At 33.3% G+C, this 14,840-nt stretch carries 11 protein-coding genes; 8 read left to right on the top strand and 3 right to left on the bottom strand.

What is annotated here, in order from left to right:
• The first annotated feature begins 11 nt into the window (after positions 1-11).
• From PEPE_RS07800 to PEPE_RS07775, 6 genes are all read left to right on the top strand, one after another.
• A complete protein-coding gene (locus tag PEPE_RS07800; protein WP_011673756.1) occupies positions 12-1,748 on the top strand; it encodes a hypothetical protein in 1,737 nt (578 codons plus the stop codon).
• A complete protein-coding gene (locus PEPE_RS07795; RefSeq protein WP_011673755.1) occupies positions 1,735-2,859 on the top strand; it encodes a serine hydrolase domain-containing protein in 1,125 nt (374 codons plus the stop codon). The genes PEPE_RS07800 and PEPE_RS07795 overlap by 14 nt, the downstream gene beginning before the upstream one ends.
• A gap of 87 nt (positions 2,860-2,946) precedes the next feature.
• A complete protein-coding gene (locus tag PEPE_RS07790) occupies positions 2,947-4,128 on the top strand; it encodes a CDP-glycerol glycerophosphotransferase family protein (protein WP_011673754.1) in 1,182 nt (393 codons plus the stop codon).
• A gap of 201 nt (positions 4,129-4,329) precedes the next feature.
• Positions 4,330-5,760, top strand: coding sequence for a family 1 glycosylhydrolase (locus PEPE_RS07785; RefSeq protein WP_011673753.1), 1,431 nt, complete (start codon positions 4,330-4,332; stop codon positions 5,758-5,760).
• Positions 5,760-6,668, top strand: coding sequence for an ROK family protein (locus PEPE_RS07780; RefSeq protein WP_011673752.1), 909 nt, complete (start codon positions 5,760-5,762; stop codon positions 6,666-6,668). The genes PEPE_RS07785 and PEPE_RS07780 overlap by 1 nt, the downstream gene beginning before the upstream one ends.
• 83 nt (positions 6,669-6,751) lie before the next feature.
• Positions 6,752-8,029 carry an alpha/beta hydrolase gene (locus tag PEPE_RS07775; RefSeq protein WP_011673751.1) on the top strand — a complete coding sequence of 426 codons (1,278 nt, stop codon included), beginning with the start codon at positions 6,752-6,754 and terminating at the stop codon, positions 8,027-8,029.
• Positions 8,030-8,119: 90 nt separating this feature from the next.
• On the opposite strand, the gene PEPE_RS07770 is transcribed toward PEPE_RS07775, so the two are convergent.
• On the bottom strand, positions 8,120-9,274 hold the full coding sequence (locus tag PEPE_RS07770) for an AraC family transcriptional regulator (protein ID WP_011673750.1): 1,155 nt from the start codon (positions 9,272-9,274) through the stop codon (positions 8,120-8,122).
• A gap of 218 nt (positions 9,275-9,492) precedes the next feature.
• Between PEPE_RS07770 and PEPE_RS07765 the strand changes: the two genes are divergently transcribed.
• Both PEPE_RS07765 and PEPE_RS07760 read left to right on the top strand, forming a co-directional pair.
• Entirely contained in the window at positions 9,493-10,791 is a 1,299-nt protein-coding gene (locus PEPE_RS07765) for a PTS sugar transporter subunit IIC (RefSeq protein ID WP_011673749.1), read from the top strand.
• A 34-nt stretch (positions 10,792-10,825) separates the two neighbouring features.
• Entirely contained in the window at positions 10,826-12,508 is a 1,683-nt protein-coding gene (locus tag PEPE_RS07760; RefSeq protein ID WP_011673748.1) for a DUF4091 domain-containing protein, read from the top strand.
• A 50-nt stretch (positions 12,509-12,558) separates the two neighbouring features.
• On the opposite strand, the gene PEPE_RS07755 is transcribed toward PEPE_RS07760, so the two are convergent.
• The gene (locus tag PEPE_RS07755) at positions 12,559-13,323 is read right to left on the bottom strand and encodes a DUF4811 domain-containing protein (protein WP_011673747.1); all 765 of its coding nucleotides are present in this window, start codon (positions 13,321-13,323) and stop codon (positions 12,559-12,561) included.
• On the bottom strand, positions 13,323-14,801 hold the full coding sequence (locus PEPE_RS07750) for an MDR family MFS transporter (RefSeq protein ID WP_011673746.1): 1,479 nt from the start codon (positions 14,799-14,801) through the stop codon (positions 13,323-13,325). Before PEPE_RS07750 ends, PEPE_RS07755 begins: the two co-directional genes overlap by 1 nt.
• Positions 14,802-14,840 lie beyond the last annotated feature (39 nt).

The following is a 14,840-nucleotide window of genomic DNA, read 5'->3' as shown; positions in this document are numbered from 1 at the left end:
GAGTGGTTAGAGTGGAATTAAGTAATGCAAAAGCGGACAGAATCGGTATAAAAAATATTTTATTCATTTTTTTTATCAGTTTTATATTGGTTTTACCTCAAATAATGAACAAAAGTATTATTTTAGGTGCCGATTCGATTTTTCATTTTAATAGGTTTTATGATACATATATGCAGTTTAGGACAGGAAACTTTAGCTATTTTCAGACAAATTTTGGCTTTCAGCAAAGTGGCAGGATAATAAATGCTCTGTACGGTCCTTTGTTAGCATATGGGATGGGAGCACTACTATATATAGTGCATAGTTGGCTAAAGTTTCAAGTCTTAACATCTTTTTTTGTATTTTTTTTAAGTGGCTATACTATGAATGTTTTAGCGGTGAAGGTAGGGTCTTCACGAAGAGTAGCTAATATTACGTCGGTTTTATTTATGGGAAGCTTTTGGGTTGGAAAATGGACAATAGATCAAAATTTTATGTCCATAGGGAACGCCTTAATGCCATTAATTGTTTTAATGGGTATAAAGATGTTAAAGAACGATGAGGAGAATCTCCGGGTTTTACAACTCGCCTTATGTGTTTCGTTAGTTATTCAAGTACATTTATTAAGTGCAGCTATTGCGATAGGTGTTTTGTTATCGTTTTTTGTTGTAAGTATTGTAAAAAATGATAATAAATTAGATCTGTTTTTTAAATGTGTAAAAGCTGCATTATTAAGTTTAATACTAACTTTTAACGTATGGTGGGCACTTATAGAAGTCTATACGGGAAATAGTTTGTACGGTCCTTACCCATCTAATTTGGCTAAATCGGCGGTTAATTTATCTCTAGATAAACCAGATTTTTGGCATCTAGGGTTGGCAGTAAGTGCACTATTTTTGGTCCAAATATCTTTACTTGTAGTACATTGGACAGAGTTTACGGTAATAAATAAGGTAACAACAATTTTAGGTACAATTTTGTTAGTACTAGCATCAAATTTGTTTCCATGGGAGTTTGTGGATAATAATTACCCTGTAATTAAAACATTCCTTCAATTTCCAGCTCGTTTTGAAACTATGGCATTTATTTTATTGGTACTAGGGTTAAATTTAAGTATTCTAGAAATAAAAACTAGGATCAGTACTGAAATACTTACTACTTTTACTTTAGTAATAGCCCTACTTGGAGTAATACAAACATATGGCAACATTCAAAATTTAAGTGTTAGATGTAGTTCTGGGAGCCCGGTAGCAAATAAAACAAATGTTATTTTTAAAAGTAATAATGACAGTGAAATAAAAAAAGCATTCAGAAGCAATAATTTGAAAAGGGGATTAGAAATAGTGGAAAAGCCTACCCCAGATTACATGCCGATGCCTAATTTAAAAAGTAAGGCCGAGCATTCTTATGCACAATACAATGAAGATTTTATTAGTACTAAGAACCAAGCAAGCAAAAAAGTGCGTGGAAATATATTGGTAATTAGTTGGCACGCTTCAAAAGTTGGAAGTAAAAAGAAAATACCAATTACTCTTTATAAGAATTCAATTTTAACTTTAAATGGAAAAAAAATATCTAAAAATGAAATGAAGTTGGATAGAATGAGTGTTCCGACAATAGTATCAGATAAAAAGGGTAAAAATGTAGTGAAATTAGAATATAAATCTAAAATTGTAAGTAAAGTAAGTTTAAGTGCTATGTATATGTGCTGGGGGATTTCTCTAGTATCTTATACATTTGGAAGAAGGAAGCGGCATGAAGTTTCTTAATTTTAAAAAATATATAATTATTTTTTTCTTTATTCTAATTTGCAGTGTAGGCGCTGTGATCTTTAAAAATCGGACTACGCAAACGATTAAACCAACTATAAGTTCTAATACTAGAGTGGGAATTCCGGTAGTGAAAAAAAGTAAATATAAAGGGGTACTAAAGAAAAAATTTAAGCGAGTAAGATTCAGTGGTACAGCAATTTTAATCAAAAATAATAAAATAGTAGATAGCTATACCTCTGATTGGGCAAATATTAATAGTAAAAATACGTTATCTACTAGTTACGAAATAGATTCACTGCAAAAAGTTTTAACAGCTGGCTTAGTAATGATGCAAGTTAATAAGGGTACCATGAAGTTAACGGATAAGGTTAATAAATTTATCCCCGAATTGCCTGGTGCTAAAGATATAACAATTCGTGATTTACTAGATATGAGTTCGGGATTAACCTTGAAAAAAATGAGTTTTTCAGGTGATGACTTATCTAGCGCTGAACTTTTAGATGATGTGGTTGATAATGTTAAGTATGATCCTATTGCTAGGAAAAATAAAAAATGGAGTTATCAACCAGTTAATTTTGTGATTTTATCAGAAATCCTTGAAGAAATTACTGGGGAAAGCTATAAGCAATTATTTAATCAAACATATATTAAGAAGTTAGGTCTTAAGCAGACAAAATTCGCTTATGAAAATAACGAGAGAATCAACTGTGCTTCTGGATATATGGTAAAAAATGATAGTGAAAAAGTTGAACAAAAACCTAATGGCGCGACGATTCATTCAGAGTTGGGAACTGGGCAGGTTTATATGTCAGCTCCTGATTATTATAAAGTGTTATCTAATTTATTGAATGGGAAAATTTTAGGCAAGAATAATGCTACAAAACTTTATTTGCCAGGTAAGGCTAAGTACCAAGCAGGGTTGTACACATCAAATAAGCCATTTTACCGATTTGCTAATGGTTATGGCTATGGATTTGAGGATCATGTGCGCATCAGCCAAGATGGTAAAGAAGCAGTTGTTGTATTTAGTAATCAAAAAAGAATTGGTAGAAATGATCTAAAAATGAAAGTTGATCAACTATCAAATGAATTTCTAGGTGAAAAATAACTATGTTGAAAGTATGGTTAATTGTAAACGAGGTTATAGAAATATATTACACTAACATCAAATAATGTGGTTAGGAAGATAAACTTTATGAATTTAATCGAATTATTAAAAAAGATAAAGCGCAAAATTTTAGCTCAGATGTTTAATTTAAATTACAGGCCGTATACACATACTACGGTCATCTTTGAAAGCTTTGGTGGACGTCAAATCAGTGATTCTCCGTTAGCTATTTATAAAGAGTTGAAAAAAACTCATCCTGAATATCGTTTGATTTGGGTTGTAAACAAGGGATTAGCAACCCAGGCAGAGAAGAACGGATATGATTATGTAATACGTGGCTCTTTCAAATGGGTTCGAACAATCGAAAAAGCCCAAGTTTGGGTTGAAAATGCTCGTTTACCGCAGTGGGTGCGGAAACCCGATCACATAAAATTAATCCAAACATGGCACGGGACACCTTTGAAAAAACTCGGATTAGATATTAAAAATGTTGTGATGCCTGGGACGAACACGGAACGTTATCATCAAAATTTTGTTAGGGAAGCCAATCGTTGGGATGTGTTAATTAGTCCAAATACATACTCAACTAATATTTTTCGACAAGCTTTTGGTTATCAGAATAAAATTGTAGAAATTGGTTACCCACGGAATGATAAATTGGCTAATCCCACAAAAGAAGAAATTAAATTGTTAAAACAAAAATTAGGAATTCCTTTAGATAAAAAGGTTATTATGTATGCTCCAACGTATCGAGATAATCAATTTTTTCAAAAGGGTAAATATTCATTTGAATTACCTTTTAGTTTAAAAGAATTCCAAGAACGATTTGGAAGCAATGCAGTGCTTTTACTTAGAATGCATTATTTGATAGCGAATTCAATGGATATTTCAGGGTTTGAAGATTTTGCATACGATGTATCTAGTTATGCAGATATTTCTGAATTATACTTAGTATCGGATTTACTAATAACGGATTATTCGAGCGTCTTTTTCGATTATGCATATCTTAAGCGTCCGATTTTATTTTATCCGTATGATTATGAAATTTATAAGGACGAGTTGCGGGGATTTTATTTGGATTACCAAAAAGACTTACCTGGTAAAATTGCATATAATTCGGTTGATTTATACGATGAAATTGAGAACGAATTAAAGGAAAATGATATAAGTAATAATCAACAATTTGAGATGTTTTATAAGCGTTTTTGTGGACTTAATGCTGGAAATGCGTCAAAGCGAATTGTTGAAGAAATTGAAAGAAATTTATAATTTTTGTCTGTGTAACTGAAATATTTTAATTTAAAAAATAGTTGAGAAGATTTTAAAATCTTTTCGACTATTTTTTTGTAAAATTAAAATTTATTTTTAATATAAACCTAATTTTTTTGATATTGATTTTATTTCAATCTTCTTATAATTAAATCGATTTAGAAAACGATTACTAAAAAGTTGAATGAAGGGGTATAAAATATGAAGGACAAAAAATTTTCAGATGGTTTTTTATGGGGAGGAGCAATGGCTGCCAACCAGTGCGAGGGAGCATATGATATCGATGGGAAGGGAATGAGTATCATGGATATCATGACAGTCGGGAATAGTTCGAAAAGGCGTAGGGCTACTCCAGAAATTGATCCTCAAGAGTATTATCCTAACCATAGAGGGATCGATTTCTATCACAAATACAAAGACGACATAAAATTGTTGAAGGAAATGGGGTTGAAATGTTTTCGAACATCAATCGCATGGACACGTATTTTCCCAAAAGGTGATGAAGCATCTCCAAATGAAAAAGGATTAGCCTTTTATGATGAATTAATAGACACTCTGTTAGCAAATAATATTAAACCAGTCATAACAATATCACACTATGAAATGCCACTATACTTAGTTGAAAAGTATGGTGGTTGGAAAAATAAGAAGTTGATTGATTTTTATTTGAATTATTGTCGAGTGCTCTTTAAAAGATATTCTGGGAAAGTTAAATATTGGATGACTTTCAATGAGATCAATAGTACATGGTTCGTACCTGCTATTTCAGGAGTTAAAATTTCAAATGACGATCCTAAATATTTACAAGTGAAATGTCAGACAATGCATAATTTATTTGTAGCTAGCGCACGTGCTGTACAAATGGGACATGAAATTAATTCTAATAATCAGATTGGATGTATGGTGTTAACAACTGTGGGATACCCTAAGACTACTAATCCTAAAGATGCTTTGGCTGCTGATGATTATATAACACGTGGAACGCTAGCCTTTACGGATGTTCATGTTCGAGGACACTATCCTAGTTTTGTAAAACGAATGGTACAAAAAAATCACTTAGAATTAGATATAACGGATGAAGAGTTGTTAGATATACAGACAGGTGTTGTCGATTATATTGGTTTATCTTATTATTCAAGTTCGGTGGTATCAAGTGAGATCGATAAGAACGCAGATAGTTCTATTGGAGGAAACTTCTCCATGGGATTAAAAAATCCGTATTTAAAAGCTAACGAATGGGGATGGCAATCTGATCCCGATGGATTTAGATTAATCCTTCGTTGGTTAGGGCAACGTTACGAAATACCTTTATTTGTTGTTGAAAACGGTTACGGACACGAAGATGAAGTTTTATCTGGTCACATAATTCATGATGATTACCGTATTGATTACCTAAGGAAACACGTTAATGCTTTAGCTGAAGCGATTAATGAAGACGGAGTAGACATTATTGGATATACACCATGGGGCTGTATTGATTTGATTTCAGCAAGTACTGGAGAAATGAAAAAAAGGTACGGTATGGTATATGTTGATTTGGATAACACAGGCAAAGGGACGTTGTCACGCTATAAAAAAGATTCTTTCTATTGGTATCAAAAAGTGATTGAAAGCAATGGGGGCGAGTTGTAATGGTAAAGCTCTTAAGTATTGATGTTGGTGGGACTTTTATCAAATATGGCCTCTACGATTTAGAATTTCAGCATTTAGAAAGTACAGACAAAGTTCTAACTCCAAGAACTAATTTTGAGGATTTTACGAATGTATTATTTAAGATATGTAATCAATTTTGGGAAAAGTATGTAGGTGTAGCACTTAGTGTACCAGGGACTATTGACGCGAAAACTGGCTTAATAATTCAAGGAGGAAGTTTACAATACAATAATCAAATTAATTTGGTAAAGTTGCTAGAAGGAAAATTAAATGTTCCAGTGACAATCGAAAATGACGCTAGATGTGCGCTATTAGCTGAGTTGTGGCGAGGGAAGTTAAAGGAAAGCCAAGATGGGGTCATGCTTACGGTTGGCACTGGAATCGGGGGTGCAATTGCCAAGAAGGGCAAAGTTATATTGGGAAGTCATCGGATAGCCGGTGAATTTTCAGCCCTACTAGATAGTAATGATACAAAAACAGCTACTTTAAAAGGTCGCGAATTGAGCTTCTCTTACTTTGTACAAGAAATCCAGAACCTAAAGAGGAACAACGACTTGGACGGAGTCCAGGTAATGGAGTTAATTAGTGAAGAAGATCCGGAGGTATTAAAATTATTTGATCAATATACTACAACGTTTGCAAGATTGATATATAACTTACAGCTAATTGTTGATCCAGCCAGTTTTATTATTGGAGGTGGTGTAAGCCAGAATGAAATATTTATGAATCAATTTAGAGTGGGAATCGAACGTTTTTATAATTCTTTATCAATACCGATTCCGCGTCCAACGCTTACAGCTAGTGAATTTAGAAGTGATGCAAATTTAATAGGAGCTGTTCGAAGATACCAACTTGGAGAAGAATACATTAACACAATTGTGCTTTAAAAAAATTTGTTTTATGGAAAAACACTTTTATACTAATAAATTTATTGGGGGTTTAATATTTTGGGTAAAAAGGGGAAAATATTATGAAGAAGAAATATACTATTTTTGCAATAAGTATGGCTGTAGCTTTAGTATTAGGTGGAGAAGTGCAATCAATTAATGATAGTGTGGAGGCTCAAGAATTGCAACATACTGTTAAAAATGTGAAACAAACCGAAGATTTTAATCCGACGAAATATGCCAATGAGATAGAGAATTTTGTAAAACAACAAAATCCAGTTAGCATAAAAAGCTTATTTAGTACAATTGCATTAAAAGAAAAAGCTGATTTTGAAAAATATGGAGAGGCAAATGCTGCTCAAGTAAAAATGCTTTGGGGTTCATATGTTTTCTTTGATTTTGGTTTTGTTAAAGATAGTAAAATCATTGAAGCGATTAAAAATAATCCCTCAGTATATGCTAAATTTAAAAAGACTGTAAATATTAATGGTACTGGAGCTTTTCTACCAGGAACGGGAAGTCCTGAATCAATATCTATTAAAAATAATGAGGATGGATCAAATATTGACTCTTATGCATATTATACACCGCATAATCCAGATATAACTAAAAACGCAGATAAAACAGTAGTAATGCATGGTGGATTTCGTGGAGGTTATGAAGCCGGAAATGATACTCCGGAAATAAGAACTTTTTACGATAAAGGTTACAATATTTTATGTGTTGATAATCGAGCTACTAGCTTAAGCGGTGGTGATTATGTAACCTTTGGGCAATACGAATCTGATGATGTACAGGCATGGATTAATCATTACTTGAAAGATAAACCCGATCAAAAAATAGTTCTTTATGGTGGTTCAATGGGAGCATCGACGATGATGTCAGTACTGGCTAAAAATTATTCATCTAATATTAAAGGAATTATTGAAAATTGTGGATTTGCTAATATAAGAAATGAATTAGGTTATGTTTATACTATGGCTGCAATCGGTAAAAATGAACTTAAAGATTTGACAGGAACTGATTTTGCTGAGGACTTTTCGGTAACTCCAATGAATTTACAAAAAATGATGGAAACAATTAACAACTACTATATTAAACCTAAAGCTAATGTCGATATCGATGGAAATTTACCGGCACAAGGAATTACTAATGCTATTATGCCAAAGTTATTTATTCATGGAGAATCTGATTTGGTTGTACCTTTTAAAGACAATGGACAGTATTTAGCCACATTGGGAGATACGAATAATAACTATAAATTTTTTGTTCCGAAAGCGGGACATGGTGAAGCACAAACAATAGACGGTAATGGCTACGATAAAGCTATCAGTGATTACTTAAATTTAATTTTTAAATAAAATGATATTCAGTTAGAGATGTTTGCATCTGAAATAGAAAAGCGCTTCGTAAAAAATTACGAAGCGCTTTTCTTGAACAATGAATAAAAATTAAATCGTATTGAAATGCTTACTTCTATATTCTTTAGGAGTAGTTCCAGTGATTTGTTTAAATACTTTAATAAAATGACTTTGACTGGCAAAGGATAATAGTGCACTAATTTCAAAAAGTTGTTGTTCTGTAAACAATAAGAGATGCTTAGCTTCCTCAATTTTTTTAGTTTGTATATATTGATGAATTGTTAAACCAGTTTCTTTTTTGAATTGTGTAGAAAGATAGGCTTTATTCTTGTTAGTAACAGAAGCTAGGGTGTCTAATGTGACTTTTTCATATAAATGGTCATCAATATGATTAATGATTTTTTTAATTAAAGGTGATTGGCTAATTTTGGTAGCTTCCTCTTGAATTCCGATGAAACTATTTGTGGCAATTTGTACATGTTCTATCCAAGCTTCGAATGAATGAACGGAAGCAAGCCCTTGTATCAAAGTATCTGAAAGACTAAAGGCTTGGTTAATAGGCACGCCTTGTTCAATACTGATTCTAGTAAGTATAGCTGTTAATGCGGCAAACTTTAATTTTAGACTTTCTATTTCGTTAGTAGATAAGTTTTCTTCACGGTTCTCAGCTAATTTTTTTAACAGATATTTGATTTTTTCGGGTTGCTTCTTTTTAATACATTCAATGTAATGAAGTTCCATTTGATAGGCATCTAATGTAGTACCTTTAACACGTCGTTCATACAGATTCTGAACAAATGATGTTGTATCGGAAATTGGATCGTTAGGTACAGAAGCATCATGCCATGTTATATCTGATTGTAATAGAATATCGCCGGTCATGATCGGATAAATTAATTCCAAGAAAGAAATAAAATTGCCCAAAGTCTCTTTGGCATAGTGAATATTGGAATAGAAAATCTCCTTACGCATTTTATAAGTAGTCGCAGTTGTACCTGTAATTCCACAGGGACCAAGTAAAAAATGATAAGTTGGACCATTTATATTTTTGATATTGAAAGTAGCAAATAAATAATCAGATTTCTTAAACAAAGTTACTTTAGAGTCTGTTTGATTATTGAATAGTGATGTGGAAATATTCATTTTTGGATAGAGTGGGGTATCCTCTTCATCAAAAATTACCATTGGGATTAAGTACTCTTGATATAAGAGATCCATTACTTTTATCATAGCTGTTAATTGCATAGTGAAGTGTATCCTTTCCAATTATTATAGCTAAACTAATTATACGTTAATTGAATTTAGGAAGATTTTGTCTTAATTATATAATATGGGTTAATTTATGTGATATAAACCTTATTATTTTTATAGTTGTAAATTGAGTAAGGCTACATAATTAGAATTGTATAAAGCGCTTACATGAAAAGCGAAAATATTAATTTTAATAAAGTGAGGAGTTTGTTATGAGTAAATTTCAAGATATATTGAACGCCAAATTATTACCTTTATCAGAAAAATTACAAGGTAATAAAGTATTGGCTGCATTGATGGAAGGTTTTATCCGAACTACACCAATTACATTAGGAATTGCATTTATTACAATTATTGGTAATTTTCCATTCCCTGGTTGGACGCAAATGCTAACTAAGGTTGGTATTTATGACCATGTTCAAGCCATCACCAATGGAGCTACTGGAGTATTTTCTGTTTATGTAGTATATAGCTTAGCTTACGCCTATGCTAAGCAATTAGAAGTTAATGAGCGTAACGCAGCATTGATTTCGTTGGCAAGCTTCTTTATGTTAATGCCTCAAACCATTAGTACAACGGTAATACAACATGGTAAAGCTGTTACTCAAACAATTGGCGCTTTAAAGCTTGATTATCTTGGTGGACAAGGTATTTTTATTGGGATGATAGTAGCATTAATAATCACACGTTTATATGCTTTCTTATCAAGCAAAAAATTGATTGTTAAACTACCAGATAGCGTTCCAGCAATGGTTACTGAATCGCTAGCACCAGTATTTGTAGTCACAATTATTTTTGTATTAATTTTTGGTTTGCGCGTATTATTTGGATTAACAGCATCAGGATCAATTTTTAAATTTTTTGTAGACGTGGTTGCAGCACCGTTGGATTCTTTAGCAACAAGTCCAATCTCAATTATTATAATTATGGAGTTATTATCTGTGCTTTGGTTCTTTGGTATTCATAATGCGGTTTTACAAGGGCCAGTAAGTGTTATTACTATGACAATGATTGTTAGCAATATTACTGCTTATCAACACGGAAAACCATTACCATATTTAGTTCCTAGTGTTGTGTATGCTGGTATTGCTGCAAGTGGTTTTATGGGAGCGATTGTTTTTACTATGATTAGAGGTAAATCAGCTAAATTTAGAGAATTAGGTAAACTTTCCTTTATTCCATCCTTATTTAATATTACTGAGCCAATTATGTTTGGGGTTCCAATTATGTTAAATCCAATGTTTTTCATTCCACAATGTATTACGCCAATAATTACAGGATTTTTAAGTTGGGGATTAGTTACAACAATTTTACCAGTTTCATTAAATCCAACAATTAGTTTGATGCCTTGGACAACACCAGTGTTTGCTAAATTGCCATTAGAAGGTGGAATTAATCTGACTATTATTATGTTGATTTGTATGGTAATCAGTTTCTTCATTTGGGTTCCATTCTTTAAAGTTGCTGATAATCATGAATATGAAATAGAACAAGCTAATGCTGAAAAATAGAAAATTAGTTTAGAAATAAGCAAGGAGAATGGATATGGAAGGCTATATTACAACTGAAAACTATCGCGCATCTACCAAAATGAGTAATAGTAAACCTGAAAATTTGGATTGTTTGAAGATACCTCGCAATAGTACAGGAGCTTTCCAATTATTATTTCATGACGGGAAGACCAATCAAATTGTATTAAACCAGCAATTTGTATTACCGAATAATCTAAATGTTAATACGTATCGAGTGGACATTGAAAGTGATTTAAAAGTATCAGCTCACCTCGTAGACTATTATCAGGATGAACAAGGTGTTTATTATGCGGATAAAATTTTAGAGGAGAAGGAAAAAACTTACACTGGGGATCGAATGGCACCAATCTATGTTGAAATTCCTATTGATCAGGAACAGAAACCAGACAAATATAAAGTTAAAATAAGATTGATGTTTGCTCCATTAATTGGTTCTGAAAAATGTATTTTGGAAAAAGAATTAATAGTTAGGGTTTTAGATTATACTTTACCTCAGAAAATCACCAAGGATTTTAATCTGAATATCTGGCAGCAACCTTCTAATTTAGCTCGAACTTTCGGCGTAGAACCTTGGGGTCAGAAGCATAGACAACTAATTAAAGAAATGGCACAGAGTTTATCAAATTTAGGACAAAAGGCTGTTACGGTGATTGGTTCTGAGATTCCTTGGAAAGGGTGGTTTAGTTATATAGTTAAAGATTACCCAGCTAATTTATTTGAATACTCGATGATTCAGATTCATAAAAATAAAAAAGGAAATATCGAATGTGATTTTACGCAACTAGATCAATACTTAGATATTATGATGTCGGCCGGAATCAATCAAGAAATTGATTTATTTGGATGGTTAGGGGTATGGCAAGCACCATTTTTCCCTGATGTTAAAGGACTAGACTATCCTGAGCCAATCATTCTTCGATATTTAGATGATGAATGTCAAGAATTTGCTTATCTAAATACAAAAGAACAGTTAGAACAATATTTTAAACAAGTTGTCACGCATCTAAAAGAAATTGGAGTATGGACCAAGACATATATTGTCGCAGATGAACCAAAAGTTAATGCTCTAGATGTTTTTAAAAAGTCAATTAAAGAATTGAAGAAGATTATTCCTGACGCAAAGCTTAAAGTTACTTTTGATAAAGAAAAAGCATTAGAAGCGTTATCTTCGGATATAGATTATTTAGTTACATCTTTTAATTGTACATGTCAGCATCCAGAATTAAATAGCAATCAATTTTATGTTTGTAATTATCCAGATAAACCAAATACTTTCTTGAGTAGTGATTTACTAGAAACACGACTTTTACCAATTTTAGCTTATTGGACTAGGACAGATGGATTGTTACGGTGGGCCTATAATTGTTGGCCTGAAAATGCGATAACAGACATAAGGTACAATACCAATAATTTGCCGACTGGCGATTTATGTTTAGTATATCCAAGTACATCGGGACATTTACTACCTTCACTAAGGTTAAAACAATTATATCGAGGAATTGAAGACTTTTCTTTATTAAAGAAAGCGGAACAAATAAATTATGAAAAAACGCAAGAGTTAGTGGTAGAATTATTGCACGAAGAAGATCCAAAAAAATGGATGCAAGACAGCCATTTAAGTCGATTAGATTTATTCAGAACAACCGATGAACAGTTTAAAAAGTTTCGTCAAGCTTTGTTAAAAATAATTGAATAACAAAAAACACGTTGAACTTCAAAAGTTCAGCGTGTTTTTATTAGTTGTAATTATTTCTTAGCTTCTTCAATCATCTTCTGCATCATTTGAGCTTGATATTGAGCAGCATATTGTTTAGAAGCTTTAGCCGTTGTATCAGCCATTAGTTTCTTTTGATCACTAGCACTCATTGTAGGATTCTTCTTAAGTGCTGCAGCCATTGTTGACTTCACAGTAGCTGTGACCTTAGCTTTAACATACTTTTCAGCATCAGCTTTCATTTGAGCTTGATTCTTTTTAACGTTCTTTTGAAGCTTAGCGGCTTGTTCTGTTGATAAGGTAATCCAATTATTAGGAACGTAGAAAGTATTAACACGTTTTGAAACTTCACGGTTATTACCGGCAATTCCAAACCAGAACTTGTAAGTGTTGTTCTTATAAGTCCAACGGGTTGTAGATTTAACTAAACGAGCCGTACTCTTTTTAGTTGTTTTAACCTTGTTAGTAGTTTTATCAGTTTCAGTATGACTAGGTTTCTTTTGAGAAGTAGTCTTATTGTAGATATAAACTCGATCTTTATCAGCGGTACCGATACTCTTATAGAGTAACATGCTCATTTGTTTAGAAGGTGAGACTGAGTAGATTTCTTGGGTAGTTGTTTCAGTAATTTTATGCATCCCAAAATGTTCACGATCATTCATTACCATCAAAGCAACCGAAGCGATTACGACGATTGCAGAAATAGCAGAACAAATAACACGGACAGCTGTTTTAGAGATAAGTGTCATCGAAAGGAACGTTGCGATGACTGCGATAATTAAAAGAAAGATAATCATTATTTATTACCTCCTGCTTGAGGTTGTACTTTGGCAGTGCTGCCTGCTTTACGACTTACAAAGAATGCGATGATTAAACCAAGGGCACTAAAGCCAATAGCAATCCAGAATGTCGCATGGTAACCAGCAACGGTTGCGTCAAATGCTTGATCTTTGTAAGCGAGTGGTTGGGCTGAGAGAAGATGCTTACCAGGCATTTGGTTCTTGGTAACGTTGGTCAAGACACTAACCAAGATGGCTGTTCCAACAGAACTGGCTACTTGACGAAGAGTGTTATTAACCGCAGTACCATGACCCATCTTTTCAAATGGAAGAGAGTTCATACCAGCAGTTGTTACAGGCATCATTGCCATCGCAATTCCGGCCATTCGAACAGCATACAAGACAATGATATAAATCATTGGTGTAGTCTTAGTAATGAAAGCAAATGGAAGCGTTCCGGCAGTTAAGAGGAACATTCCAGTGATTGCTAGACGACGGGCACCAATTTTATCAAATAGGCGACCAGTAATAGGGCTTAGGAATCCCATCATTAAAGCACCCGGCAATAGTGTTAAACCTGAATGGAAAGCTGATTCGCCACGCACGGTTTGAATATAAAGTGGAAGTACCATTTCAGCCCCCACCATGGCAATCATTGAAACTGAACTTAAAGTAGCAGAAATTGAAAATTCTGGAATCTTTAGTACACGTAAATCAAGGAATGGTTTTTCTAATCTCAATTGGCGGATACCAAATAAAATAACAAAGATAACACCAACGATTAATGTAGTAATAACTACTGCGTCACCCCAGCCTTTGTCTCCAACTTCGGAGAAACCAAAGAGTAAACTACCAAATCCAATTGTAGATAAAGCAGCTGAAATCCAATCTAGCTTCTTCTTGTCGGTTTCCAAAACGTCTTTCATAAATAATAGACCAGCGATTAGAACGATAAATACGATTGGAATAATCATTCCGAATAGGGTTCTCCAGTGATAGTTATCAATAATCCATCCAGAAAGAGTAGGACCAATTGCTGGAGCTACCCCAATAACTAATCCGGCAAGACCCATGGCTGAACCACGTTGGTTAGCTGGGAAAATTGTCAACATTAGAGTTTGGAGGAGTGGCATGGTAACACCAACTCCGAGAGCCTGGATTAAACGTCCGGCAAGTAAAACTTGGAACGTAGGAGCTGTGTAACATAGAATGGTTCCAATTAGGAAAACAGCCATAGCAGATAAATAAAGTCGTTTAGAAGGAACACGACTTGTTAACCAGGCACTAATGGGAATCATGATACCGTTAACCATCAAAAATCCAGTTGTCAACCATTGAACAGTAGAAGTACTGATATCAAAAGCATCCATTAATGTAGGAAATGCGGTGGTTAAAATTGTTTGGTTCAAAACGGTACAAAAAGTACCTATTAATAGCACAAGGATCAATAAGGATCTCTTATAGGGTTTACCATGTGCGTCAATTGCTTGTGGCATAAGCTTACAACCTCTTTTCAAAAACTTTTCTTTAATACT

Source organism: Pediococcus pentosaceus ATCC 25745, assembly GCF_000014505.1.
Classification (GTDB): Bacteria; Bacillota; Bacilli; order Lactobacillales; family Lactobacillaceae; genus Pediococcus; species Pediococcus pentosaceus.
This window is presented reverse-complemented; position numbering and strand designations above follow the sequence as displayed.